The following is a 25,143-nucleotide window of genomic DNA, read 5'->3' as shown; positions in this document are numbered from 1 at the left end:
GGCACTATCGGGCGGCCGGCGCCGTTGTCCTCCGGCCACCGGTGTCGGCCGGAGGACAACGAGTATCCCGGGTAGCCGCGTCTGGGGTTTCCTCAGGCAGGAGCCGGTCGGTGGCCATGGCCGGCACCGGGGCAGTCCGTACACGGTCCGGATGGAGACAGATGATCGAAGTTGATCGGCTGACCAAACGCTACGGATCAGTCGTCGCGGTGGACGGCCTTTCGTTCCAGGTCCTTCCCGGCCGGGTTACCGGATTTCTCGGGCCGAACGGAGCGGGAAAGTCGACAACGATGCGCGCCGTTGTCGGCCTGGACCTGCCGACCATGGGCGAGATCCGGGTCAACGGCAGGCCGTACGCGTCGATCCGGCGACCGTTGTGCGAGGTGGGAGTGCTGTTGGACGCGCGTGCCGTGCACGGCGGCCGCAGCGCGTCCAGCCACCTGCTGTGTATCGCGCGCAGTAACGGCATCAGCCCGTCCCGGGTGAACACCGTGCTGGAAATGGTGGGCCTCGCCACAGTCGCCCGCCGGCGGATCCGCACATTTTCACTCGGGATGTTACAGCGTCTGGGAGTGGCGGCCGCGTTGCTCGGAAATCCGGGCGTGCTTCTTTTCGACGAACCTGTGAACGGCCTGGATCCGGAAGGCATCCGGTGGATTCGCGCGTTGATGAAACAGCTGGCCGCCGAAGGACGGACGGTGCTGGTCTCCAGCCATCTGATGAGTGAGATGGCTTTGACCGCCGACCATCTCATCGTGATCGGACGGGGCCGGCTCGTCGCGGACGCGAGCGTCACGGACCTGCTTTCCCGCAGTTCGCGCAACCGGGTCCGGGTGCGCTCGCCGCAGGCCGGGCAACTGTCAACGCTGTTGGCCCGGGACCTGGCGGGCGTGTGCGTGCAGCCCGGGCCGGACGGGGCCCTGGAGGTGCTGGGGACGGACGCGTCCGCGGTGGGTGAGCTGGCCGCCGCCCACGGTGTCGTCCTGCACGAACTGTCGATCCAGCAGGCCTCCCTGGAAGAGGCCTTCATGGATCTGACCCGGGACTCGGTCGACTACCGGACCGAGCTGGACCCCCTTCCGGCCGCCTCCCCCAACACATCCCCCGGCACACCCACGACCGTCGGATCGAGGCCCTGACACCATGCCCCCGGACGCCGCACCCACACCCGCCATCTCTTCGGACGCCATTTCTTTGGACGTCATCTCTTCGGACATCGCGTCTCCGGACGCCACGTCCTGGGAGCCCACCGGCCCCGTCGACAGCGCATGGCCGGGCGGGCCCGCGGTCCGGCCCGGCCATGCCGCTTCGCGCTGGCCGTCCGCGGCTGCCGGCCGGAGGCCAGCTCTCGACATGTTCGGTAATGCCCTGCGCTGCGAGTGGACGAAGCTGTGGACCGTCCGGTCGACGTACTGGACCCTGTTCGCCGCCTTCGTCCTCACCGTCGGCCTGGCCGCGATCGCGTGTGGGGCGGCTGCCAGCCAGGGCGGGGACGTCGGCGGGGAGCCGGCCGCGCTCAGCCTCAGCGGGATCTTCGTGGCCCAGATCGCGCTGGGCGTGCTCGGCGTCCTCATGATCAGCTCGGAGTACGGCAGCGGAATGATCCGGACGACCTTCGCGGCCGTCCCCAACCGGCTGGTCGTGCTCGCGGCGAAGGCCGCGGTCTTCGCGGGGGTGGTGCTGGCCGGTGCGCTCGTCGCCTGCCTGGCCGCCTTCGCGCTCGGGCAGCTGCTACTGCGGCCGGCCGGCCAGCAGGCCTCGTTCGGTGATCCGGAAATCGTCCGGATCGTCCTCGGCGCAACCGCCTACCTCACGCTGATCGGGCTGATCGGGCTGGGCGTCGCGGCCGTCATCCGCCACACCGCGGGCGCGCTGGGCGTCCTGTTCGGTGTCATGGTGGTGCTGCAGATCGCCGTCCAGTTCCTGCCCGGGGAACTGCAGGAGAACGTCCTGCCCTACCTGCCGGCGACGATGGCCGTCTCGGTCGTCACCGTGAACCCGCCGGCCATGAGCCTGTCCGCCGGGGCAAGCATCGCGCTGCTCGGTGTCTACACCGCACTCGCGCTGCTCGGCGGGGCATGGTCGATGCTCGCGCGGGACGCCTGAGCGGACCGCGCCCGGCTCGTGACCGCGTCGCCGTCGCCGTCCTGCCGCTTCCGCCGCCCCGCCTCGTGCCGCCTGCCGGCCGGCCCGTTCCGCCGCCGCGCGTTCCCGCTCTCTCACGGCACCATGCCTTTTGCTCCGCTGCCGGCCGTCCGGCGTTGCCCCTGTCTGCCCCTGTCTGCCCTGCTGTCGGCCCTGTCGCGTCTGGCCGGTGGGAGTAACGCCGAGGCGGATGGTCGCAACGGCCGGTCGGACGGAAGGATGCTACGGCATCGGGAACTATTCTTCTTCACTTCTTGTTCATAAGAATGAGTCTGCTAGACTCAACAACACTGAGACGATCCCGATCCGGTAATGTTAGTCGTTGCTTGGTAGTTGACCGGTGCAGGGGTCGAGGCTGGAAGGAAGGGAGTAGCCATGAGCACCTACCTGTGGGAGCCGTTCGCTGCCTTCGGTCGGCTGGACCGCGAGTTCCACGAGATCGTCCGCCGCAGCTGGGATGCCTCCGAGCGGGCGCGGGCGCCTCGCCTCGGCTTCGCTCCGTTGGCGGACGTGGTTACCGAGGGCAACGACGTCGTTGTTCACCTCGAGCTTCCCGGTGCCGACATCGAGAAGGACGTCGCGGTCGAGCTGGAGCGCGGCCGGCTGGTCATCCGCGGTGAGCGCGCCGACGGCCGTGAGAGTGACAACGGGCACGTCGTCGTGCGGGAACGCCGGTACGGTGCCTTCCACCGCGAGTTCAACCTGCCGGAGGGAGTGGGTGCCGACCAGATCTCCGCGACCTACGACAAGGGCGTGCTCTCGGTCCGGCTCGCGGGCGCGCTCGCACCCGCCTACGGGACGCGCATCCCGGTCAGCCCGGGCGCGTCCTCGGTGCTGCCGAGCGCCGGGCCGGCTGACAGCTCGGAGAGCCACTCGGACGAGCCAGGGCACACGCCGACGGTCGAGGGCTGACGGTCGAGGGCTGAGACGGACGCCGGCCACTGACCGCGGGTGGTTGACCGCGGCGGCGGCCTGCCGCCCGGTGGCGCCGGGCCGGTCCGCGGCGCCACCGGACCGGCTCATCACCGAGCTGTCACCGCCGTGCCGCGGCCGGGTCTTTCCGTTCCGTGGCGCGGCGGTCAGTCCGTCCGGGTATCCCGGGTGCCCGCCTCCGGGGCGTCCGGGCTGGTGGCGTCCGGGCCGGGGGTGTCCGGGCCGGCGCGGTGACGGCCTGCCGCGTCCGGCTCCGCCGCGGTTCGTCCCGCTTCCATCCGTCCCGGGCTGCCCGGCGCGCGGCGTCGGGTGCCGGCCGCCCGCGGTGGGGACGGAGGCGGGACCATCGGGCCGATGTCGCCGTCCGGTGCCTCGTCGAGGTCGACGATCACCGGCGCGTGGTCGGAGGTGCCCGTGCCCTTGCGGGCCTGCCGGTCGACCCACACCGCGCGTACCCGGTCGAGCAGGTTGTCGCTGGCGAGGAGAAGATCGATGCGTATGCCCATGTTCTTCGGGAACATCAGCGCCCGGTAGTCCCAGTAGGTGAAGACCTGCTCGTCCGGCCAGCGTCTGCGCATGACGTCGACCAGGCCGAGGCCGGTCAGCTCACGCAGCGCCCGCCGCTCGGCGTCGGTGACGTGCGTGGCGCCGGCGAAGGCGGCGGGATCCCAGACGTCGGCGTCGGTCGGAGCGATGTTGAAGTCGCCGCAGGCGATCACCGGGGCGGCCGGGAGGACCTTTTCGACGGACGCGCGAAGCGCGGCGAGCCAGGTGAGCTTGTACGCGTAGTGCGGGTCGTCGACCGCGCGTCCGTTCGGCACATACAGTGACCAGATCCGGATGCCGCCGCAGGTCGCGGCCAGTGCTCGCGGCTCGGGCGCGGGAAAGCCCGGGCCGTCCACGAGCCCGGCCTCGACGTCGTCGAGCCCGAGCCGGGAGAAGATCGCGACGCCGTTCCAGCGTCCGTCACCGTGATGGGCGACGCGGTAACCGCGCCGGAAGAGATCCTCGTCGAAGAGCTCGAGGAAGGCCGCGTCGGAGAGCTTGGTCTCCTGGAGGCACACGACGTCCGGCTGGGCCCGGTCCAGCCATTCGATCAGACGGGCCTGCCGTGCCTTCGCCGAGTTGATGTTCCAGGTTGCCACCCGCACAGCATCCGACGTTAGTCCGTCGACACCGGCGCCGACGACAGTGGTGCCCGTGGACCGGTGTCCGTGGACCGGTGCCCGTGGACCGGTGTCCGGTGTGTGGCGCGCGTGGCGCGTGGCGCGCGGCCCGCGGTCCGGTGCGCGGGCTGGTGGCCGGTGCCGGCGGACAGATCGTCCCCGATCGCTACGATCGGCTGGGACACCGTCCGCGACAGCGCCGCTCACGATGCCGCCCGCTGTGCCGCCAACGTGTGCCGCCAACGACCGCCGGTTGCGAGGGCGCCAGGAGCCGGCGGCCTGCCGAACGTCAGGAGGAAGACCGGATCATGCCCACCACGGCTCCCGACCACACCCGTCCTCCCGGTCACACCCGTCCTCCCGGTCACATCTGGCCTTCCGGTCACATCTGGCCTTCCGGCCACGCTCAGGCTTCCGGCCGAGCCAGGCTTCCCGGGCGTGCCCGGCGCGGCCGGGCGGTCGGCGCGCTGGCCGGCACGGCCGCCGCAGTGGTGATGGCCGTCGGCCTGGCTGGCTGCGGCGCGGTGTCCGAAGAGACCAGGCGAGCCGGCACCGACGCGCTCTGCTCGCAGATCGAGGCCCGGACGGCGGACGTGCGCGCGAGCGTGGACGTGGCCCGGCTGGTCGCCCTGACGGTCCGCGATCTCGCGCCGGACGGGAACGTCCGACAGCTCGCCGACCAGGTGTCGCGCGACCCCGGGAATCTTGAGCTCCGGGGGCAGCTCGCCGACTGGATCGACAACAGGTGCTCAGGGTAACCAGTGCTGACAGCGGCCGATGCCCACGGCGATCAGCCGTCTACGGTAGTTGATCAGTAAGTATCCGTGGCGGTCAGAGCCTTCGTGGCAGCCGGCCGGCCGGCCGGTTCCGCGGTTTTCGCGCTGGACGTCCGCCCTGGTTGGGCTCGGGTTGGTTCGCGCTGGGACGAATGCTGTTGAAGCGCTGTTGATGGCCGGGCCGCTCGTGCGACCATCAGGGCCGTGACCATACCGACCACGCCAACCACACCGGAGAGACCAGCCACACCGCAGAGCGTGTCCCAGGTCGAGGACCTGGTCCTGCTGGAACAGGCCGGGCAGGAACTGGATCTTCTGTTCTTCTGGGGTCACCGGTCACCGCGCGGTGGTGCCCGCGGCGTCGGTACGGGATGCCTGAGCCAGTGGTGGCCGTCCGCCTTCACTGTGAACGGGGTGCGTTACCCCACGGCCGAGCACTTCATGATGGAAGGCAAGGCCCGGTTATTCGGCGATCTTGTTGCCGCGCGGGGCGTTCTCGCCACTTCCGACCCCGCCGCCGCGAAGAAGCACGGGCGGCAGGTCCGCGGCTTCGACGAGACGGTGTGGAACGAGCACTGCTTCGACATCGTGGTCCAGGGCAATGCGGCGAAGTTCTCCCAGCATCCGTCGCTGCGCAACTACCTGTTCGGCACGGGGGACCGCATCCTGGTGGAGGCGAGCCCGCTGGACCGGGTGTGGGGCATCGGCCTGGCCGCCGACGACAGCCGCGCCCACCAGCCCTCGGCCTGGCCCGGGCGCAACCTGCTCGGCTTCGCCCTCATGCGCGTACGCACCATGCTCCGCGACGCCGAGTCCCGCGACTCCGCACCATGATCGCACCCCTCCCCGCCCCCCACGTGTCCCTTTTCGTGGGAACGAGCACGTAAGTGGTTAACGAGTGTGTAAGTGGTTGCTGGGACAGCCACTTACACACTCGTTCGCATGGGCTGAACTCGGAGCGTGGGGACGGTGGGGTTGCTGGTCGGATGGGGTTGCCGGTGGGGTGGTGTGTGGTGCGCACTGGTCGGGGGTCAGTACCTCGGACGCCTTCGGGATCACCCCGCATGGGGGTAGCCGGACGGCTTACGAAGCGGATCAGAGCTGGTCGACGGCGGTGACGCGCAGGACGGCGGTGCCGGCCTCGTCGGAGGCGGCGAGGTCGGCCTCGGCGCTGATGCCCCAGTCGTGGTCGCCGGCCGGGTCGGCGAAGATCTGCCGCAACGCCCAGCGGCCCGGCTCGATGTTGATGATCAGGAATCCGGGGCCGCGGGCGTCGGGGCCGGTCCCGATCTCGTCGTGGAGGTCGAAGTACGGCCGCAGCGCACCCGCCCACCGGTCGGCGTCCCAGCCCGCGTCCGCGTCGAGCGCGCCGAGGTCGTCGTAACGCCGCAGCGCGGCCAGCTCCACCCGGCGGAACAGCGCGTTGCGGACGAGCACCCGGAACGCGCGGACGTTGGCGGTGATCGCGGGGGGCGCCGGGGGTGCGGCGTCGACGCGTACGGGCGGGCCGTCCGGGGTGGGGCTGCGCAGCCGCTCCCACTCGTCCAGCAGGCTTGAGTCGATCTGGCGGACCAGTTCCCCCAGCCATTCGATGAGGTCGGTCAGCTCCTCGGTCCGGGCCTCCTCGGGGACGGTCTGCCGCAGGGCCCGGTAGGCGTCGGACAGGTAGCGCAGCAGCAGCCCCTCACAGCGGGCCAGGCCGTAGAAGCCGACGTACTCGGCGAAGGTCATGGCCCGTTCGTACATGTCCCGCACCACCGACTTGGGCGCGAGCTCGTGGTCGGCGACCCACGGGTGGCCGCGCCGGTACGTCTCGAGCGCGGCGCCGAGCAGGTCGTCGAGGGGCTTGGGGTAGGTGACGGCGTCCAGCAGCTCGAGGCGCTGCTCGTACTCGACGCCGTCCGCCTTCATCTGGGCGACGGCCTCGCCGCGGGCCCTGAACTGCTGGGCGGAGAGGACCTGGCGGGGGTTGTCCAGGGTGGCCTCGAGGACCGACACCACGTCCAGCGCGTAGCCGGGCGCGTCGCGGTCGAGCAGTTCCAGGGCGGCCAGGGCGAAGGGGGACAGCGGCTGGTTGAGGGCGAAGTCGAGCTGCAGGTCGACGGTGAGCCGGACGGTGCGCCCGGTCTCGTCCGGCACGGCGAGCTTCTCCACCACACCGGCGGCGAGCAGCGCCCGGTAGATGGCGATGGCCCGGCGGATGTGCCGGCGCTGGGCGGGCCGGGGCTCGTGGTTGTCGGTGAGCAGCCGGCGCATGCTGGCGAAGGCGTCGCCCGGCCGGTTGATCACGTTGAGGAGCATGGCGTGGCTGACGGCGAAGCTCGACGTCAGAGGCTCGGGCTCGGCGGCCACCAGCCGTTCGAAGGTCGCCGGGCCCCAGGAGACGAACCCCTCCGGGGGCTTCCTGCGGACGACCCGCCGCCGCTTGCGCGGGTCGTCCCCTGCCTTGGCCAGAGCGCGTTCGTTCTCCACGACGTGTTCGGGCGCCTGCACGACGACCGTGCCGACGGTGTCGTAACCGGCGCGGCCGGCCCGCCCGGCGATCTGGTGGAACTCCCGGGCGCGCAGGTGGCGGGTCCGCGTCCCGTCGTACTTGGACAGCGCGGTGAACACGACCGTGCGGATCGGCACGTTGATCCCCACACCCAGGGTGTCGGTGCCGCAGATGATCTTAAGAAGCCCTTCCTGGGCGAGCTGCTCCACCAGCCGGCGGTACTTCGGCAGCATGCCGGCGTGGTGCACGCCGATGCCGTGGCGGACCAGGCGGGACAGCGTCCGGCCGAACCCGGCGGCGAACCGGAAGTCGCCGATCGACCTGGCGATGGCGTCCTTCTCCGCGCGGCTGCACACGTTGATGCTCATCAGCGACTGGGCGCGTTCCAGCGCCGATGCCTGGGTGAAGTGGACGACGTAGACCGGCGCCTGGTGGGTGCTCAGCAGCTCCTCGAGCGTCTCGTGCAGCGCCGTGGTCACGTAGTGGTGGAACAGTGGCACCGGACGCTGCGCGGAGCGGACGACGGCGGTGGGCCGCCCGGTCCGGCGGGTCAGGTCCTCCTCGAACCGGCGGACGTCCCCGAGGGTCGCCGACATGAGGATGAACTGCGTGTCCGCGAGCTCGAGCAGCGGCACCTGCCACGCCCAGCCGCGGTCGGGGTCGGCGTAGAAGTGGAACTCGTCCATCACGACCTGCCCCACGCCGGCGGCGGCCGCGTCCCGCAGGGCGATGTTGGCCAGGATCTCGGCGGTGCAGCAGATGACGGGGGCGGTCTCGTTGACGCCGGCGTCCCCGGTCATCATCCCCACGTTGCCCGGCCCGAACGTGGCGCACAGGGCGAAGAACTTCTCCGACACCAGCGCCTTGATGGGCGCGGTGTAGAAGCTGCGCCGGCCGTGGGCCATCGCGGCGAAGTGCGCGCCGGCGGCCACCAGGCTCTTGCCGGACCCGGTCGGGGTGGCCACGATGACGTTGGACCCGGTCACCACCTCGATGAGGGCCTCGGCCTGGGCGGGGTACAGGGTCAGCCCCTGCTCCCGCGTCCACTCGGTGAACGCGTCGAAGATGCTGTCGGGGTCGGGATGCGGGGGCAGGCGGTCGGCGAGCGTCATGGTGCATCCGATCGTGCCCGACGAACCGGGCCGGACACCGCGCGGGCCGACGACACGACAAGGATCGCCGTACCACAAAGATCGACGTCCTGGCCGGGGTGTGGCCCTGACCAGGGGCGGCGCGCACGAGCGGGTGACCGGGATCGAACCGGCATGGCCAGCTTGGAAGGCTGGGGCTCTGCCATTGAGCTACACCCGCGGGACGTTCCAGAGACTCTACCCCGTAGGATGGAGGAGCAACGCCACGGGGCGTAGCGTAGTGGCTAGCGCGCCTGCTTTGGGTGCAGGAGATCGGGAGTTCGAGTCTCCCCGCCCCGACCGGTAATCTCGGCGCGTCCATCCGATCCACCGCCGCATCAGGAGTTAGCCGCGCCGTGAAGGCCACCAAGGAAACCCTTAGTCCCACCCGGGTCAAGCTGACCGTCGAGGTGCCCTTCGACGAGCTCAAGCCCTCTGTCGACGCCGCCTACCGCAAACTCGCGCGGGACGTCCGGGTTTCCGGCTTCCGGCCGGGCAAGGTGCCGCCGCGCATCCTCGACCAGCGCCTCGGCCGGGGGACGATCCTGGAGGAGGCCATCCACAGCGCACTGCCCCGGTTCTACACCGACGCGGTGCGCCAGGAGGAGGTCGACGTCCTCTCGCAGCCCGAGGTCGACATCAGCTCGTTCGCCGACGGCGCCCCGCTGGTGTTCACCGCCGAGGTGGACGTCCGCCCGGAGATCGCCCTGCCGGAGTACGACACCGTTGAGATCACCGTCGACGCTGCCGAGGTCACCGAGGAGCAGGTCCAGGCCCACCTGACGACGCTGCGTGAGCGGTTCGCCGTCCTCAGGCCGGTGGAGCGGCCGGTCCAGGCCGGTGACTTCATCTCGCTCGACCTGACCGCGACCGTCGACGGGGAGACCGTCGAGGGTGCCGACGCCGCTGGCCTGTCATACGAGGTCGGCAGCGGCGATCTCGTCGAGGGCCTCGACGAGGCGGTCACCGGCGCCGCCGAGGGCGAGAGCCGCACGTTCCGGACCGAGCTGCTCGCCGGGGAGCATACCGGGAAGGCGGCCGAGGTCACGGCGACCGTCCGCGGCGTCAAGGAGCGTGAGCTGCCCGAGCTCGACGACGACTTCGCGACCACCGCCAGCGAGTTCGACTCGTTGGCGGAACTGCTCGAGGACGTCCGGACGAGCCTCGGCCAGGGGGTCCGGCTCGGCCAGCTCAACCAGGCCCGGGAGCGCGTCCTCGACGACCTGATCGAGCGGCTCGACGTGCCGGTGCCGGATTCGGTCCTCGACAGCGAGGTCGAGGCCCGCGAGCACCGCCTCTCGCACGAGCTTGAGCGGCTCGGCCTCGAGCGGGCCTCCTACCTGGAGTCACTCGGCCAGAGCGAGCAGGAGTACCTCGACGAGATCCGGCGGCTGGCCGGGCGGGCGTTGCGCTCCCAGTTCATCCTGGACGCGGTGATCAACGTCGAGCAGATCGGCGTCGAGCAGGGCGAGCTGATGGAGCAGATCATCGGGCGGGCGCAGCGCGCGGGCCTGAGCCCGGAGATCTTCGCCCAGCAGATCTCCCAGGGCGAGGGGCTTGCCGCGATCATGGCGGACACCGTGCGCAGCAAGGCCCTCACCTTCCTGCTGGAGCAGGTGAAGGTCGTCGACACCGAGGGCAACGCGGTGGAGCTGGACCTGCCCCGCCGGCCGGAGCCGGTGGCCGACGATGACGCCGATGCTGACAGCGCCTACTACGACGTGGACGGCGACGTGGACGGCGACGTTGGTGACGACGTTGACGGCGATGCCCACGATGACGACGAGGTGGCCGGTGGCACTCAGGCAGGCCCCGCATCCGGTGTCTGAGCGTCCTGGCAGCTGACCGTCGTCGGGTGGACGAGGATCGTCCCGGCGCCTCGTCCACCCGGCTGGCATTCCGCCGCACCGACTGGTACCCCGCTCTCCGGGGCCCCGGTTGGTCGTCCGTCCGAGGTCTGTATGATACCCCGATGTCCGAATTGATCAGATTTCGGACTGGCCGGCCCTCACGCCCAGCGCGAACATCGAGCGTGAACTCCCGGAACCGACGCGAGTCACAGATAGTGTCGAGCCGGTCAGATCAACCGCCGCCAGCGCGAGGAAGCCGAGGAGCTAACCGTGAGTGATATCGCAGCCCCGAGCCTGGCAGTCCCGCAGCTGCGCTCGCCGGGGCAGGGTGGGGCCAGTTTCGACGAGCAGGTCTTCAACCGTCTGCTGCGCGAACGGATCATTTTCCTGGGCTCGGTGGTCGAGGACCAGATCGCCAACACGATCTGCGCCCAGCTCCTGCTGCTCAACGCCGAGGATCCGAACCGGGACATCTTCCTGTACATCAACTCTCCCGGCGGCTCGGTCAGCGCCGGCATGGCGATCTACGACACCATGCAGTACGTCGAGAACGACGTCGCCACGGTGGCGCTCGGCCTTGCCGCGTCGATGGGCCAGTTCCTGTTGTGCGCGGGCACGGTGGGCAAGCGCTACTCGCTGCCGCACGCGAAGATCATGATGCACCAGCCCTCCGGCGGTATCGGCGGTACCGCGTCCGACATCGCGATCCAGGCCGAGCAGATGCTCTACACCAAGCGGATGATGCAGGAGCGGATCGCGTTCCACACCGGCCAGCCCATCGAGCAGATCGAGCGGGACTCCGACCGCGACCGGTGGTTCACGGCAGAGGAGGCCAAGGACTACGGCTTCGTCGACCACGTCGTCTCGCGGGCCCGCCAGGTCCCCAGCGAGGGCCCGGTCAGCTAGAGCCAGCCGAGCCGGGCCGGTTCAGGCGGGCGTCGACCGCCTGAACCGGCCGACACCTGCCCGGCCACCGCCGGGCCGGCTCGAAGAACCCGCGGGACGCTCGGCCCGCACCGTCGACATCTGCCACCGATCATCACAAGCCGTCGGGGAGGCACCCGGACATGAACCAGACGATCACCGGTCAGGGCGACATCAGCCGTCAACCCGTCAGCCGATACGTCCTGCCGCGCGTCATCGAGCGGACCAGCCGGGGCGAGATCGCTCTCGATCCCTACGAGAAGCTCCTGCGTGAGCGCATCATCTTCCTGGGTGTGCAGATCGACGACACGTCCGCCAACGACGTGATGGCGCAGCTGCTGTTCCTGGAGTCCGAGGATCCGGACCGCGACATCTCGATCTACATCAATTCGCCGGGCGGGTCCTTCACCGCGCTGACGGCGATCTACGACACCATGCAGTTCGTCCGGCCCGACATCCAGACGATCTGCATGGGGCAGGCGGCATCGGCCGCGTCGGTGCTGCTCGCCGCCGGCACCCCGGGCAAGCGTTTCGGGCTGGAGAACAGCCGTATCCTGCTGCACCAGCCGTCCGGGCAGGGCGAGGGCCAGTCCAGCGACCTGGAGATCCAGGCCCGGGAGATCCTGCGGATGCGCGCGCTGCTGGAGCGGATATACGCCCGGCACACCGGCCGCGGCGAGGAGGAGATCCGCCGGGACATCGAGCGGGACAAGATCCTCAGCGCGGCCGAGGCCAAGGAGTACGGGCTGATCGACGAGGTCATCTCGACGCGCAAGACCTCCCGGCTGGCGGCCACTCAGTCGGCCACCCGCTGACGGCTGCGGGCGCGGCGAAAACCATGACCGCCTTGCTTCCGCCCCCCGGAGGACCGGGGGAGCCCGGCACCGCGCGGGCTCCGGGCCGGCCCCGCCGGCCCGGAGCGCCGCGCCTTGCCGGCTGCCCGGGGGTGCGCGCAAGGCGTGCGGTCGTGTCGCTCCCGGCTGTCCGTGGGGGCCTCCGGGGCTGTTTCCCCGCGATGTCAGGGGTGTATCGGGCGGCGGGTGATCAGAGGGCCGGCCGGCCGGCGCGGTGGCGGCCGTGCGCACGGCCTGCCTGGGCGCAATCCGTACGGCGCGGGCGTCTGGGGATGTGGCCGCCGGACCGTAGGCTGATCCCCGCGAGCCGCGCGATAGAGCTCTCACCGGGCGTCTGTACGGGGTACGGTCCCCACACGAGGATGTGACGGCCATCAGCCCGATGTCGCCGGCCATGTGCAACAGTCGGTAACGCGGGCAGGATAGTAACAGACAGGCGACGACTGGGCGGCCAGACCGCCCCTGAGCTGCAGGCGACACCATCGTCTGGACGAAGGGACTGAGTCCTCGGTGGCACGCATAGGTGACGGCGGCGACCTGCTCAAGTGCTCGTTCTGCGGCAAGTCCCAGAAACAGGTGAAGAAGCTCATCGCCGGGCCGGGTGTCTACATCTGCGACGAGTGCATCGATCTCTGCAACGAGATCATTGAGGAGGAGCTGTCGGAATCCTCCGATCTCAAGTGGGACGAGCTGCCGAAGCCCCGCGAGATCTACGAGTTCCTGGACAGCTACGTCGTCGGCCAGGAGCAGGCCAAGAAGACCCTTTCGGTTGCCGTCTACAACCATTACAAGCGGGTCCAGGCCGGGGGTGCCGGCGGCGACGCCAAGGGTGACGTGGAGCTCGCCAAGAGCAACATCCTGCTGCTGGGGCCCACCGGGTGCGGCAAGACGCTGCTCGCGCAGACTCTCGCCCGGATGCTCAACGTCCCGTTCGCGATCGCGGACGCGACGGCGCTCACCGAGGCCGGCTATGTGGGCGAGGATGTCGAGAACATCCTGCTCAAACTCATCCAGGCCGCCGACTACGATGTCAAGAAGGCCGAGACCGGCATTATCTACATCGACGAGGTCGACAAGATCGCGCGTAAGTCGGAGAACCCGAGTATCACCCGGGACGTCTCCGGCGAGGGGGTTCAGCAGGCGCTGCTGAAAATACTGGAGGGGACGACCGCGAGCGTGCCGCCCCAGGGCGGTCGCAAGCACCCCCACCAGGAATTCATCCAGATAGACACCACAAACGTCCTGTTCATCGTCGGTGGAGCTTTTGCCGGGCTTGACCGTATCATCGACTCGCGCGTCGGCAAGAAATCCCTGGGATTCCGGGCGGTTCTGCACGGGAAGGACGATCCGGACGCCGCGAACGTCTTCTCCGACGTCATGCCGGAGGACCTGCTCAAGTACGGGATGATTCCCGAGTTCATCGGCCGTCTGCCAGTGATCACCAGTGTCTCGAACCTCGACCGGGAAGCGCTGATCCGCATTCTCACCGAGCCGAAGAACGCACTGGTCCGGCAGTACAAGAAACTGTTCGAGCTGGACGGGGTCGACCTCGACTTCACCGCGGACGCCCTCGACGCGATCGCGGACCAGGCGATCCTGCGCGGGACCGGCGCCCGCGGGCTGCGCGCGATCATGGAAGAGGTCCTGCTGTCGGTCATGTACGACATCCCCAGCCGCAAGGACGTCGCCCGGGCCGTGGTGACGCGCGAGGTCGTCCTGGAACACGTCAACCCGACGCTGGTGCCGCGCGACCGTGACGTCACCTCGTCCAAGCGGACCCCTCGCCAGGAGAAGTCGGCCTGAGGTGGGAGCGGACGACAACCGGACGGGCGGCGGCGGGGCGGACGACGGCGGCCTCGCCCGGGTCGAGAAGGCCCTGGCCGGACGTTTCCCGCACCGCATGCTCCCGGACCTCGACCGCATGCGCGACCTGGTCGATCTGCTGGGCCAGCCGCAGCGGGCCTACCCGTCGATCCACCTGACCGGGACCAACGGCAAGACCTCCACCGCCCGGATGACGGACTCGCTGCTGCGCGCGTTCGGGATCCGGCCCGGCCGGTACACCTCCCCGCATCTGGAGAGCGTCACCGAACGCATCAGCCTGGACGGCCGGGTCGCCGCGCCGGAGGTCTTCACCCGGGCCTACGACGACGTCATCGCCTACGCGGAGCTCGTCGACGGCCGGCATCCGGAGAAGGTCACCTTCTTCGAGCTGCTGACCGCGATGGCCTTCTCGGCGTTCGCGGACGCGCCGGTCGACGTCGCCGTCATCGAGGTCGGGATGGGCGGGACCTGGGACGCGACCAACGTCATCGACGCCGGGGTCGCGGTCGTGACCCCGGTCTCCATCGATCATCCGGAGCTCGGGGACACCCCGGAGGCGGTGGCCGCGGAGAAGGCCGGGATCATTCACCCGGGCGCGCTCGTCGTGCTCGCCCAGCAGCCGCTGCCGGCCGCCGAGGTGCTGCTGCGCCGGTGCGCCGAGGTGGGGGCGACGGTGGCGCGGGAGGGGCTGGAGTTCGGGGTCCTCGGCCGTACCATCGCCGTCGGCGGCCAAATGATCACTATTCGTGGTCTCGGTGGTGTCTACGAGGACCTCTTCCTGCCCCTGTACGGGCAGCACCAGGCCCACAACGCCGCGTGCGCGCTGGTGGCCGTCGAGAGCTTCCTCGGCGGCGGCCGGGAGCGGCTGGACATCGAGGCGGTGCGGGCCGGCTTCGCCCAGGCCGACTCCCCGGGGCGCCTGGAGGTGCTCCGCCGCTCACCCACGGTGCTGCTGGACGGCGCGCACAACCTCGCGGGCGCGCGGGCGCTCGTCCAGGCGCTGGACGAGGCGTTCGGCTTCGGCCGCCTCGTCGGCGTCGTGGGGATACTCGCCGACAAGGACGCCGCCGGCATCCTCGCCACCCTCGAGCCGGTGCTGCACGACATCGTCGTCACCCAGAGCGGGTCACCGCGGGCGATGCCCGTGGACGACCTGGCGGCGGCCGCGGTGGACGTCTTCGGCCCCGACCGGGTGGAGGTCGCCGCCCGTCTGGACGACGCCCTCGACGCCGGTGTCCGGCTGGCCGAGCGGGACGGTGACCTCGGCGGTGCCGGGGTCGTGGTGACCGGATCGTTGGTGACGGTGGGTGAGGCTCGCCACCTGTTGCGCCGCTGACGGGTAGGTTGGCCGGCAGGCGTTGACCAACGGACGCCGGCCGGCATCTGTTGGTCGATGGATGTCGGCCACGGCGGATGTTGGCCGACAGATGTGTGCCAGCGGATGCGGGCCGACAGATGCGGACCGACAGATGTTGGCTGACGGATGTCCGTTGGTAGATGTTGCCGGTGGGCCGGACGTGGCGTGGCGGTGGATAACGTGGCGTGGCGGTGGATAAGGTCCACAGCAGCCGCCGGAGGACCGCGGCTGTCCACGCGAGCAGCTATGAGCAGCTATGAGAAGGAGTTCCGTGTCCGTCGAACGCACCCTCGTTCTGGTCAAGCCCGATGGCGTCAGCCGTGGCCTCGTCGGCGAGGTCGTCGGCCGGCTGGAACGCAAGGGGCTGACCCTGGTCGCCCTTGAACTGCGCACCCTTCAGCGCTCGGTCGCCGAGACCCACTACGGCGAGCACGCCGCCAAGCCGTTCTTCGGCGAGCTGGTCGACTTCATCGTCTCCGGCCCGCTGGTCGCGCTGGTGGCCGAGGGCCCGCGGGCGGTCGAGGCGGTGCGCGGCCTGATCGGCGCCACCGACCCGGTCAAGGCCGCCCCGGGATCCCTGCGCGGCGACTACGCCCTGGAGATCGGGCAGAACCTCGTCCACGGCTCGGACTCGCCCGAGTCCGCCAAGCGCGAGATCGACCTGTTCTTCCCGGGGCTCAGCTGACAGCCGGCCCCGCCCGGCCCGGGGAGCCGTTCCGGCCCTGAGGACGCGGAACGGGTGTGGCTGCGTCGGTGTGGCGTGCCGGTGGCGTGCCGCCCGCCGGCACGCCACACCCGGCGGACGGGTCCTGTTCCGTGCAGGTCTGGTTCACGCGGGTTACATTCGTGAGGGTTACGTAATGTTGTTACTCCGGGTGCCTTCATCGGGTTGTCTCGGGTAGCATTCTTGCTACTCCGAGTGTTAGAACTGATCCTACGGGCCGGGGCTGACAGCCCCGGTGGCCCGGCGTGGTGCGTGAACCGTCGCGCGCCACGTGTCCCGCACACCCATGGCAGGCTCGAGGGGCCCGGTTCACGCTCTTTGGTGTCTGCAACAGCGTCTCTACTGGATTGCCGGACTACTGGACTAGTGGATGGGGCCCGTCGAACAAGCAGTGGACACGAGATCGTTACGGACACCGCCTGCCTTGTACACCCCGCACACCCTGCGTGCGCACCCAGACCCCACACCCGGGAAGGCCGGCATCCGACGATGTCCAGTTCGCTGTCGTTCCTAGGCCGTGACATGGCCGTGGACCTTGGCACCGCCAACACCCTCGTCTACGTCCGTGGCCGCGGAATCGTCCTGAACGAACCCAGCGTGGTCGCGATAAACACCACCACGACGGGCATCCTCGCCGTCGGCACCGAGGCGAAGCGGATGATCGGCCGCACGCCCGGCAACGTCGTCGCGATCCGTCCGCTCAAGGACGGCGTCATCGCGGATTTCGACACCACCGAGCGCATGCTGCGCTACTTCATCCAGAAGGTCCATCGGCGCCGGCACTTCGCCAAGCCGCGGCTGGTCGTCTGCGTCCCCTCCGGCATCACCGGGGTCGAGCAGCGGGCGGTGAAGGACGCCGGCTACCAGGCCGGCGCGCGCAAGGTCTACATCATCGAGGAGCCGATGGCCGCGGCCATCGGAGCCGGCCTGCCGGTGCACGAACCCACCGGCAACATGGTGGTCGACATCGGCGGCGGCACCACCGAGGTGGCGGTGATCTCCCTCGGCGGGATCGTGACCAGCCAGTCCATCCGGACCGCCGGGGACGAGCTGGACACGGCCATCATCTCCTACGTCAAGAAGGAGTACTCGCTCATGCTCGGTGAGCGGACCGCGGAGGAGATCAAGATGGCCATCGGCTCCGCGCACAAGATGTCGGACGAGCCGAGCGCCGAGATCCGCGGCCGGGACCTGGTCTCGGGCCTGCCCAAGACCATCGTCGTCACCGCCGAGGAGATCCGTAAGGCGATCGAGGAGCCGGTGAACGCGGTCATCGACGCGGTCAAGGTCACCCTCGACAAGTGCCCGCCGGAGCTCTCCGGCGACATCATGGACCGCGGGATCGTGCTGACCGGTGGCGGAGCGCTCCTGCGCGGCCTGGACGAACGCCTGCGCCACGAGACCGGCATGCCGATCCACATAGCCGACAACCCGCTGCACTCGGTCGCGATGGGCTCCGGCAAGTGTGTGGAGGAGTTCGAGGCGTTGCAGCAGGTACTCATCTCCGAGCCCCGTCGCTGACCGTCCGCGGGTACGGGGGTTCTCTTCAGGTACGGAGGCCGGTGGTGGGACGTGACACCCGGCGTTCCCGCGTGATCATAATCGTGTTGCTCGTCGTGGCCTTTACCCTGATCACCATCGACTACCGTTCGAGCGAGCGCTCGTCGGGCGTGCGCGGTGCCCTGCGCGAGGTGTTCGGCGGGGTCGAGGGGGCGGTCACCGCGGTGACCCGTCCGGTCGGGCGCACCCTGTCCGCGCTGGCCCATCCCAACCGGTACCAGAAGCGTGCGGACGCCCTAGCCGCGGAAAACGCCGAGCTGCGCCGGCGCCTCGCCGAGGACGACGAGGTGCGGCGGCAGGCCACCGAACTGTCCAGCCTGCGGCTGCTCGCCGACCACGGGCAGTACACGATCATCCCGGCCAGGGTCATAGCGATCGGTGACATCACCGGGACGGACTGGACGGTCACGATCAACGCTGGCAGCGCCGACGGCGTCACCCCGGACAAGCTGGTGATCGACAACGACGGGCTGGTCGGCACCGTCCTGACCGCCACCGCCCATGCCGCCGTGGTACGGCTGGTGTCCAGCCCGGCCAGCCACATCGGCGCCCGGCTGGAGAACACCAGGCTGCTCGGCGCGGTGGCCGGCGGGGGCACTCCCGGCAGCCTGGCCTTCACCCTCTACGACGCCACCCTCCAGGTGAAGACGGGTGATCGCCTTGTGACGTTCGGCAGCAACGACTATGCCGGTGGGGTGCCGATCGGTGTCGTCACCAAGGTCCTGGACTCCGGCGGGGGGCTCTCGCGCTCGGCCGAGGTCACCACCTTCGCGGCCCTGGGCTCGCTGGACCTCGTCGGCGTTGTCGTCGGCCGGCCCGCCGCCGATCCGGGCGACCGGCTGCTGCCGCCACGCCCGGTGCCACCGCCGGCCGCCGCGCCGCCGGCCGCCGCATCACCGGCCGCCGCATCACCGGCCGCCGCATCACCGGCCGCCGCGACGGGCCGGTCGCCGGCCACCGCGTCGCCGTCGCCAGGCACGCCCGCGCGGATCTCCCCGACAGCGACGCTCGCCCCCGCGGCGAGGACGTCCACCGGCTGAGGCGGGATCATGTGGGACACGGGTACGCGCGCGGCCGGGCCGCGGGGCAGGATCATCGTGGCCACCGTCGCCGTGATGGCCGTCCTGATCGTGGTGCAGGTGTCCGTCATCGCCGCGCTGCGCCTGCCGCTGGGCAGCCCCGACATCATCCTGATCGTGCTCTGCTTCGTGGCGCTGTGCCAGGGGCCCGTCACCGGCGCGGTCGTCGGCTTCAGTATCGGCCTGCTCGCGGACCTGCTCTCCACGCACGTCCTCGGCCAGACCGCGATGGTCTTCTCGCTGGTCGGGTACGGGGTGGGGCTCGTCGGGGAGGAGACCGACCGGTCGGCCTACCTGCCGCTGGCCGTCGCCGCCGGCGCGTCGGCCCTCGGGACGGCCGGGCACGCCGCGATGGCCGGCATCATCGGCCAGCCGAGCCTGACCGGTAGCCAGACGCTGCTGCGCGTGCTCGGCGCGGCGCTCTACGCGCTGGTCCTGACTCCGGTCATCTTCCCGCTGGTCACGGCCGGGCTGCGGCGCCTGCACAGGGAGCAGCCGTGATCAGGGGGCGGGCGAGGCGGCCGGGCCCCCTGGAGGAGTCCCTGGATGACCGCATCCGGGTACGGCTGGTCGTCCTGCGCGTCCTGGCGGTCTCCCTGCTGATCACACTTGGTGCCCGGCTGTGGACCCTGCAGATACTCAACGGTGATCACTACCGCCACCTCGCGGAGACGAACCGGGTCCGTGAGGTCGTCACCCCGGCGATCCGTGGCCTGATCGTGGACGACCAGGGGCAGCCCCTTGTCCGCAACCGGACCTCCCTGGTCATATCGGTGAACCGGTCGGTCACCGACCGGCAGGAGGACTCCGGACAGGCCGTGCTGGAGCGGCTGTCGGACGCGATCGGGATGCCCGTCGCCGACATCAGTGCGCGTATCCAGTTCTGCTCCGCCACGGTGAAGCCGCCGTGCTGGAACGGCTCGCCCTACCAGCCGGTCCCGGTGGCCAAGGACGTCTCCGCGCAGCAGGCGCTGGCGATCATCGAGCATCCCGACCGGTTCCCCGGGGTCTCGGCCGACCTGCAGGCCGTGCGCGAGTACCCCCAGGGCTCCCTGGCCGCGCACGAGCTGGGGTATCTCAGCCCCGTCACCCAGAAGCAGCTCGACGCCGACGGCGCCAGCAAGGGATACCACCAGAACAGCCTGGTCGGTGTCGCCGGGCTGGAGAACACCTACGACGCGGACCTGCGGGGCGCCGACGGCGTGCAGCGGCTCGAGGTCGACCGGTTCGGGCGGGTCGCGGGCACCGCGTCGGCCACCGCGCCGAGCAGCGGTGACAACCTCGTGCTCTCGCTCGACATCGGTGTCCAGCAGGCGGTCGAGCAGACCCTGCGCAAGACCCTGGACTCCCTTGGCGGCGGGCAGGCGCGCACCGCCTCCGGCGTCGTGCTCGACGCGAGGACCGGCCGTGTGATCGCCATGGCGAGCCTGCCCTCCTACGACCCGTCGGTCTTCGTCGGGGGCGTCTCCGAAGCCGACTACCAGGCACTGTCCGACCAGGCCAACGGGATTCCGCTGCTGTCGCGGGCGTACCAGGGCTCGAGCGCGCCCGGGTCCACGTTCAAGCCGGTGTCGACCCTGACCGCGCTGACCAGCCTCGGCGCGTCGGCCACCAGGAAGTACGACTGCGCGCCCACCCTGCAGATCGGCACCCAGACCTTCCACAACTTCGAGGGGTCGTCCGCCGGGCCGATCACCCTCCATCAGGCCCTGGTCATCTCCTGCGACGTCATCTTCGACCAGTTCGCCTACGAGGCGTGGCTGGCCGACGGCGGGCTGCGCAACGGCCGCGGCCCGTACCGGGAGCCCAACGAGTACTTCGTCAGGATGGCCCGCGCCCTGGGGTTCGGCAGCCGCACCGGCATCGACCTGCCGGGCGAGACGGCCGGGTCGGTCGTCGACCGGGCCGGCGCGAAGGAGATCTGGGAGGAGCTGAAGGACTCCTACTGCCGCCGGGCCCGCAACGGCTACCCGGAGGCCACCGACCCGGCCAAGGCCGAACGCTTCCGCCAGTACGCCGCCGAGGCGTGCGTCGACGGCTACCTGTACAACGGGGGCGCGGCGGTCCAGTTCGCGATCGGGCAGGGGCAGTACCTGTCGGTCAGCCCGTTGCAGCTCGCGGCCGCCTACGCCGCCATCGCCAACGGCGGGACGCTGTACCAGCCCACCCTGGCCAAGGCGGTGATGGCCCCGGACGGCCGCGTCGTGCGGACCATCGAGCCCAGGGCCGCCGGCAGGCTGCCGGCCGCGCCCGACACGCTGGCCTACCTCCGCGAGGCCCTGCACGGGGTGACCAGCGAAGGCGGCGGGACCGCGACCGGGGTGTTCGCAGACTGGCCGAACGACACCATCCCGGTCGCGGGCAAGACCGGTACCGCCGAGGTGGAGGGCTCCGGGGACACCTCCTGGTTCGCCTCGTTCGCGCCCGCGAACGACCCGCAGTTCGTCGTTGTCGTGACCATCCCGGACTCCGGGACCGGCGCCGAGTACGCGGCCCCGGCCGTGAAGGCCATCTACCAGAGCATCTACGGCATCGGACGCCCCGCGGCGTTCGCCGGCGGCAGGCCGCCGTCCCAGCTGCCCCGCCTCAAGCAGGACGGGACGTTCGCCGCCGACACGGCTCCCGAGCCGGCCCCCGGCACAGCGGCCCCCGGTGCGGCCGTCCCCGGTGCGGCTGCCCTCGGTGCGGCTGCCCCGGGCACGGCTGCCCTCGGTGCGACTGCCCCCGGTGCGGCCGCGGCGGGTACCGCGGCGGCGCCGGCCGCCGGCCTGTCGGGTATCTCGTTCACCGGCCGGTCCACCGGCGCTGTCGCGGCGGCGGCGCCCGCGGCGGTCCCGGGCGCGGTGGACGCCGCCGCCCGCGGGCCGCCCGCCGTCCCCGCGCATCCCGGGGCTCCTCCCAGCGCTGGTTCCGGCTGGCGTCGAGGGCTCCCGGGCCACCCGCTCTTCTATCGGCGATCATGGATGGAGGGTTCATGACGAGCCCGACGGCCCTGCGTTCGTCCCCGGTCCCACCGCGCGGCCGGATCGGCCAGCTGCGCGACCGGGCGTCGGGCCGGCACTCCCCGCTGCGCCGGCTGGACTGGCCACTGCAGATCTGTGTGATCATGTTGTCGGTGCTCGGGGCGCTGCTGGTGTGGTCCGCCACCCGGCAACGCGAGACCGAGAGCGGCGGCGACCCGCAGATATTCCTCAAGCGCCACCTGCTCAACCTGGCCATCGGGCTGGTGCTCGCGGGTGTGGCGACGATCGTCGACTATCGCATTCTGCGGGCATACGCGCCGTTCGTGTACCTGGGATCGCTGCTCGGCCTGGTCGCCGTTCTGCTGGTGGGCTCGACGATAAACGGGGCGCACTCCTGGATCGTCCTGCCGGCCGGTTTCCAGCTGCAGCCCTCGGAATTCGCCAAGGTGGCGCTCATCCTCGGGATGGCGATGGTTCTCGGGGAGAAACACGACGACCGCGACACCGGCATCCGGCTCAGCCCCGGCCACCAGGACGTCATTCTGGTGCTCGCGCTGGCGGCCGTGCCGATGGCGCTCATCATGATGCAGCCGGACTTCGGCACCGTCATGGTGTTCGTGTTCGTCATTCTCGGCATGCTCGCGGTCAGTGGCGCCCCGAGCAGGTGGGTGATCGGGCTTATTCTGTGCGGGATCCTCTTCGGCGGGGCCATCCTGCAGTTCCATCTGCTCAAGCCGTACCAGGAGGCGCGGCTGACCGAGTTCGTCCGGGACAACCAGAACACCTCGTCGACCGGCTACAACGTCGACCAGGCCATGACGGCGATCGCCAACGGCGGCCTGGCCGGCCGCGGCCTGTTCGGCGGGACGCAGACCCAGGGCCAGTTCGTGCCCGAGCAGCAGACCGACTTCGTCTTCACGGTCGCCGGGGAGGAACTGGGCTTTCTCGGTGCCGGCGGGGTCCTGGTGCTGCTCGGCGTGGTGCTGTGGCGGGCCCTGACGATCGCGTTCGACTCCGGTGACACCTTCGGTACGATGATCGCTACCGGGGTGGTGTGCTGGTTCGCGTTCCAGATGTTCGTCAACATCGGGATGACCCTGGGGGTCATGCCGGTGACCGGGCTGCCCCTGCCGTTCCTGTCCTACGGGGGGTCGTCGATGTTCGCCAACCTGCTGGCGGTCGGTCTGTTGCAGAACGTCCGGCTACGGTCCCGTTCAGACCCTTACGCCCTGTGATGACCTGGTGAGGCTGGCCCGGTGGATCCGCCGCTGACCGTGTTCATCGGTTGCCGGCAGTGTTCGGTGGTTGCCGATGGTGTTTGTCGGTCGCCGACAGCAGCCGTCCGTCGTCGGCCGTGTCGCTGGCCGGCTTGTGTGCCGTAGGCTCGCGGACATGTCCGGACAGTCGCTGTTCCCTCGCCTGGAACCGCTGTTGCCGCGGGTCCGCAAACCCGTGCGCTATCTCGGCGGCGAAGGAAATTCCCAGGTCAAGCCCTGGGCGGACGCGCTGGTTCGCTGGTGCCTGATGTATCCCGACGCCTACGAGGTCGGCCTTCCCAACCAGGGCGTCCAGATCCTCTACGAGATCCTCAACGAGCAGCCGGACGTCCTGGCCGAACGCACTTACTCGGTCTGGTCGGACCTGGAGGAGCTGCTGCGCGAGCACGGCATCCCCCAGTTCACCGTGGACGCCCACCGCGCGGTCGGTGACTTCGACCTGCTGGGGGTGAGCTTCTCCACCGAGCTCGGCTACACCAACCTGCTGACCGCCCTGGACCTCGCGGGCATCCCGCTGCACGCCGCCGACCGGGACGAGCGGCATCCGGTCGTCATCGCGGGCGGGCACGCGGCGTTCAACCCCGAGCCGGTCGCGGCCTTCGTCGACGCGGTCGTCCTCGGTGACGGCGAGCAGGCGGTCCTGGAGATCACCGATGTCGTCCGCGCCTTCAAGACCGCCGGCCGGCCCGGCGGGCGGGCGCAGCTGCTCCTGCGGCTGGCCCGGCGCGGGCTGGTCTACGTGCCGTCCTGCTACGACGTGGACTACCGGCCGGACGGCCGGATCCGCGCGGTCACCCCGAACCGTCCCGGGGTGCCGGCCCGGCCGGCCAAGCACACCGTGAGCAACCTGGACGCCTGGCCGTACCCGAAGGCGCCGCTGGTCCCGCTGGCGGAGACCGTCCACGAGCGGATGAGCGTGGAGATCTTCCGCGGCTGCACGCGTGGCTGCCGCTTCTGCCAGGCCGGGATGATCACCCGTCCGGTCCGGGAGCGCAGCATTGACACCGTCGGCGAGATGGTCGCCCGGGGCCTGGCGGCCTCCGGGTTCACCGAGGTCGGGCTGTTGTCGCTGTCCAGCGCAGACCACAGCGAGATCGGTGAGATGGCCAAGGGCCTGGCCGACCGGTACGAGGGCACCCACACCTCGCTCAGCCTGCCCTCGACCCGGGTGGACGCGTTCAACGTCACACTGGCCAACGAGTTCTCCCGCAACGGCCGGCGCAGCGGGCTGACCTTCGCCCCGGAAGGCGGCTCCGAACGGCTGCGCCGGGTCATCAACAAGATGGTCAGCGAGGAGGACCTGGTCCGCACGGTCAGCACCGCCTACGCCCAGGGCTGGCGGCAGGTGAAGCTGTACTTCATGTGCGGCCTGCCCACCGAGACCGACGAGGACGTCCTGGCGATCGCCGGCCTCGCCCGCGAGGTGATCAGGGCCGGGCGGCGGGCCAGCGGGCACCGCGACATCCGCTGCACGGTGTCGATCGGCGGCTTCGTGCCCAAGGCGCACACACCGTTCCAGTGGGCGGCCCAGGCCTCCCATGAGGTCACCGACGCCCGGCTGCGGCTGCTGCGCGACGCCATCCGCGGCGACCGGGAGGTGGGGCGGGCGATCGGTTTCCGCTACCACGACGGCCGCCCGGGCGTGATCGAGGGTCTGCTCGCCCGCGGTGACCGCCGGGTTGGCGCGGTGATCGAACGGGTATGGCGCGACGGTGGCCGGTTCGACGGATGGAGCGAGCACTTCTCCTTCGAGCGTTGGGAGAAGGCCTGCGCCGCGGAGCTGGAGCCGTTGGGGGTCTCCCTCGACTGGTTCACCACCCGTGAGCGCGACGAGCGCGAGGTACTGCCCTGGGACCACCTGGACTCCGGCCTCGACCGTGACTGGCTGTGGTCGGACTGGCAGGAGGCGCTGCGCGGCGCCGAGCTGGACGACTGCCGCTGGACCCCCTGCTACGACTGCGGGGTCTGCCCGGCCATGGGCACGCAGACCCAGATCGGCCCGACCGGCCGGACCCTCCTGCCGCTCGTGTCGACCGGGCCGGGCCGGACCGGTGGCCCCGGTGCCCCCGACGGCCCCGGTGCCCCCG

19 protein-coding genes and 2 tRNA genes are annotated in these 25,143 nt (G+C 70.5%); 18 read left to right on the top strand and 3 right to left on the bottom strand.

Features of this window, described 5'->3' with window-relative positions:
* Positions 1-161: 161 nt before the first annotated feature.
* The 3 genes from AC5LUJ_RS04240 (at position 162) to AC5LUJ_RS04230 (ending at position 3,057) form a co-directional block, all read left to right on the top strand.
* A complete protein-coding gene (locus tag AC5LUJ_RS04240) occupies positions 162-1,139 on the top strand; it encodes an ABC transporter ATP-binding protein (protein WP_250285671.1) in 978 nt (325 codons plus the stop codon).
* 214 nt (positions 1,140-1,353) lie between these two features.
* Positions 1,354-2,106, top strand: coding sequence for an ABC transporter permease (locus AC5LUJ_RS04235; RefSeq protein WP_493464488.1), 753 nt, complete (start codon positions 1,354-1,356; stop codon positions 2,104-2,106).
* A gap of 414 nt (positions 2,107-2,520) precedes the next feature.
* Positions 2,521-3,057 (top strand): Hsp20/alpha crystallin family protein, encoded by a 537-nt coding sequence (locus AC5LUJ_RS04230; protein ID WP_250285673.1) that lies wholly within the window; start codon positions 2,521-2,523, stop codon positions 3,055-3,057.
* Between the two features lie 167 nt (positions 3,058-3,224).
* On the opposite strand, the gene AC5LUJ_RS04225 is transcribed toward AC5LUJ_RS04230, so the two are convergent.
* Complete coding sequence (locus tag AC5LUJ_RS04225) at positions 3,225-4,229, bottom strand: exodeoxyribonuclease III (protein ID WP_493464487.1); 1,005 nt, start codon at positions 4,227-4,229, stop codon at positions 3,225-3,227.
* 509 nt (positions 4,230-4,738) lie between these two features.
* On the opposite strand from AC5LUJ_RS04225, the gene AC5LUJ_RS04220 reads away from it, so the two are divergent.
* Both AC5LUJ_RS04220 and ybiA read left to right on the top strand, forming a co-directional pair.
* On the top strand, positions 4,739-5,002 hold the full coding sequence (locus AC5LUJ_RS04220; protein WP_250290547.1) for a hypothetical protein: 264 nt from the start codon (positions 4,739-4,741) through the stop codon (positions 5,000-5,002).
* Positions 5,003-5,224: 222 nt separating this feature from the next.
* The gene (ybiA, locus tag AC5LUJ_RS04215; protein WP_250285676.1) at positions 5,225-5,854 is read left to right on the top strand and encodes a riboflavin biosynthesis intermediates N-glycosidase; all 630 of its coding nucleotides are present in this window, start codon (positions 5,225-5,227) and stop codon (positions 5,852-5,854) included.
* Between the two features lie 261 nt (positions 5,855-6,115).
* Here the strand turns inward: ybiA and AC5LUJ_RS04210 are convergent, their stop codons facing one another.
* Positions 6,116-8,626, bottom strand: a complete 2,511-nt coding sequence (locus tag AC5LUJ_RS04210) for a DEAD/DEAH box helicase (protein ID WP_250290550.1) — start codon at positions 8,624-8,626, stop codon at positions 6,116-6,118.
* 128 nt (positions 8,627-8,754) lie between these two features.
* A tRNA-Gly gene (locus AC5LUJ_RS04205) sits at positions 8,755-8,825 on the bottom strand.
* A 46-nt stretch (positions 8,826-8,871) separates the two neighbouring features.
* Between AC5LUJ_RS04205 and AC5LUJ_RS04200 the strand changes: the two genes are divergently transcribed.
* The 13 genes from AC5LUJ_RS04200 to AC5LUJ_RS04140 all read left to right on the top strand — a co-directional run.
* A tRNA-Pro gene (locus tag AC5LUJ_RS04200) sits at positions 8,872-8,944 on the top strand.
* A 56-nt stretch (positions 8,945-9,000) separates the two neighbouring features.
* Positions 9,001-10,473 carry a trigger factor gene (gene tig, locus AC5LUJ_RS04195; protein ID WP_250285664.1) on the top strand — a complete coding sequence of 491 codons (1,473 nt, stop codon included), beginning with the start codon at positions 9,001-9,003 and terminating at the stop codon, positions 10,471-10,473.
* Positions 10,474-10,764: 291 nt separating this feature from the next.
* Positions 10,765-11,400, top strand: a complete 636-nt coding sequence (locus tag AC5LUJ_RS04190) for an ATP-dependent Clp protease proteolytic subunit (protein WP_250285663.1) — start codon at positions 10,765-10,767, stop codon at positions 11,398-11,400.
* 161 nt (positions 11,401-11,561) lie between these two features.
* Complete coding sequence (locus AC5LUJ_RS04185) at positions 11,562-12,233, top strand: ATP-dependent Clp protease proteolytic subunit (protein ID WP_250285662.1); 672 nt, start codon at positions 11,562-11,564, stop codon at positions 12,231-12,233.
* A 549-nt stretch (positions 12,234-12,782) separates the two neighbouring features.
* Positions 12,783-14,075 (top strand): ATP-dependent Clp protease ATP-binding subunit ClpX, encoded by a 1,293-nt coding sequence (gene clpX, locus AC5LUJ_RS04180; protein WP_250285661.1) that lies wholly within the window; start codon positions 12,783-12,785, stop codon positions 14,073-14,075.
* A gap of 1 nt (position 14,076) precedes the next feature.
* Complete coding sequence (locus tag AC5LUJ_RS04175) at positions 14,077-15,432, top strand: bifunctional folylpolyglutamate synthase/dihydrofolate synthase (RefSeq protein WP_250285660.1); 1,356 nt, start codon at positions 14,077-14,079, stop codon at positions 15,430-15,432.
* Between the two features lie 292 nt (positions 15,433-15,724).
* Positions 15,725-16,138, top strand: a complete 414-nt coding sequence (ndk, locus tag AC5LUJ_RS04170; RefSeq protein WP_250285667.1) for a nucleoside-diphosphate kinase — start codon at positions 15,725-15,727, stop codon at positions 16,136-16,138.
* Between the two features lie 528 nt (positions 16,139-16,666).
* Positions 16,667-17,698 (top strand): rod shape-determining protein, encoded by a 1,032-nt coding sequence (locus AC5LUJ_RS04165; protein ID WP_013872948.1) that lies wholly within the window; start codon positions 16,667-16,669, stop codon positions 17,696-17,698.
* A 44-nt stretch (positions 17,699-17,742) separates the two neighbouring features.
* On the top strand, positions 17,743-18,777 hold the full coding sequence (gene mreC / locus AC5LUJ_RS04160) for a rod shape-determining protein MreC (protein WP_493464493.1): 1,035 nt from the start codon (positions 17,743-17,745) through the stop codon (positions 18,775-18,777).
* Positions 18,778-18,786: 9 nt separating this feature from the next.
* Positions 18,787-19,317 carry a rod shape-determining protein MreD gene (mreD, locus tag AC5LUJ_RS04155; protein ID WP_250287527.1) on the top strand — a complete coding sequence of 177 codons (531 nt, stop codon included), beginning with the start codon at positions 18,787-18,789 and terminating at the stop codon, positions 19,315-19,317.
* Between the two features lie 41 nt (positions 19,318-19,358).
* On the top strand, positions 19,359-21,794 hold the full coding sequence (gene mrdA, locus AC5LUJ_RS04150) for a penicillin-binding protein 2 (protein ID WP_493464492.1): 2,436 nt from the start codon (positions 19,359-19,361) through the stop codon (positions 21,792-21,794).
* Positions 21,791-23,014, top strand: coding sequence for a rod shape-determining protein RodA (gene rodA / locus AC5LUJ_RS04145; protein WP_250285398.1), 1,224 nt, complete (start codon positions 21,791-21,793; stop codon positions 23,012-23,014). Before mrdA ends, rodA begins: the two co-directional genes overlap by 4 nt.
* Before the next feature lie 157 nt (positions 23,015-23,171).
* Positions 23,172-25,143 (top strand): TIGR03960 family B12-binding radical SAM protein (locus AC5LUJ_RS04140; protein ID WP_493464486.1); only part of this gene is annotated, 1,972 nt, incomplete at its 3' end.

The organism is Protofrankia sp. CiP1_Cm_nod3, from assembly GCF_982290655.1.
The sequence above is the reverse complement of the archived record's forward strand: the minus strand, read 5'-3'. Positions and strand labels throughout refer to the sequence as shown.

What these genes read in the sequence shown, in the direction of transcription:
- AC5LUJ_RS04240 (WP_250285671.1), top strand. Translation starts at nt 162, where the DNA reads ATGATCGAAGTTGATCGGCTGACCAAACGCTACGGATCAGTCGTCGCG.
- AC5LUJ_RS04210 (WP_250290550.1), bottom strand. Translation starts at nt 8,626, where the DNA reads ATGACGCTCGCCGACCGCCTGCCCCCGCATCCCGACCCCGACAGCATC.
- AC5LUJ_RS04220 (WP_250290547.1), top strand. Translation starts at nt 4,739, where the DNA reads ATGGCCGTCGGCCTGGCTGGCTGCGGCGCGGTGTCCGAAGAGACCAGG.
- AC5LUJ_RS04235 (WP_493464488.1), top strand. Translation starts at nt 1,354, where the DNA reads ATGTTCGGTAATGCCCTGCGCTGCGAGTGGACGAAGCTGTGGACCGTC.
- rodA (WP_250285398.1), top strand. Translation starts at nt 21,791, where the DNA reads ATGACGAGCCCGACGGCCCTGCGTTCGTCCCCGGTCCCACCGCGCGGC.
- mreD (WP_250287527.1), top strand. Translation starts at nt 18,787, where the DNA reads ATGTGGGACACGGGTACGCGCGCGGCCGGGCCGCGGGGCAGGATCATC.
- AC5LUJ_RS04230 (WP_250285673.1), top strand. Translation starts at nt 2,521, where the DNA reads ATGAGCACCTACCTGTGGGAGCCGTTCGCTGCCTTCGGTCGGCTGGAC.
- AC5LUJ_RS04165 (WP_013872948.1), top strand. Translation starts at nt 16,667, where the DNA reads ATGTCCAGTTCGCTGTCGTTCCTAGGCCGTGACATGGCCGTGGACCTT.
- AC5LUJ_RS04185 (WP_250285662.1), top strand. Translation starts at nt 11,562, where the DNA reads ATGAACCAGACGATCACCGGTCAGGGCGACATCAGCCGTCAACCCGTC.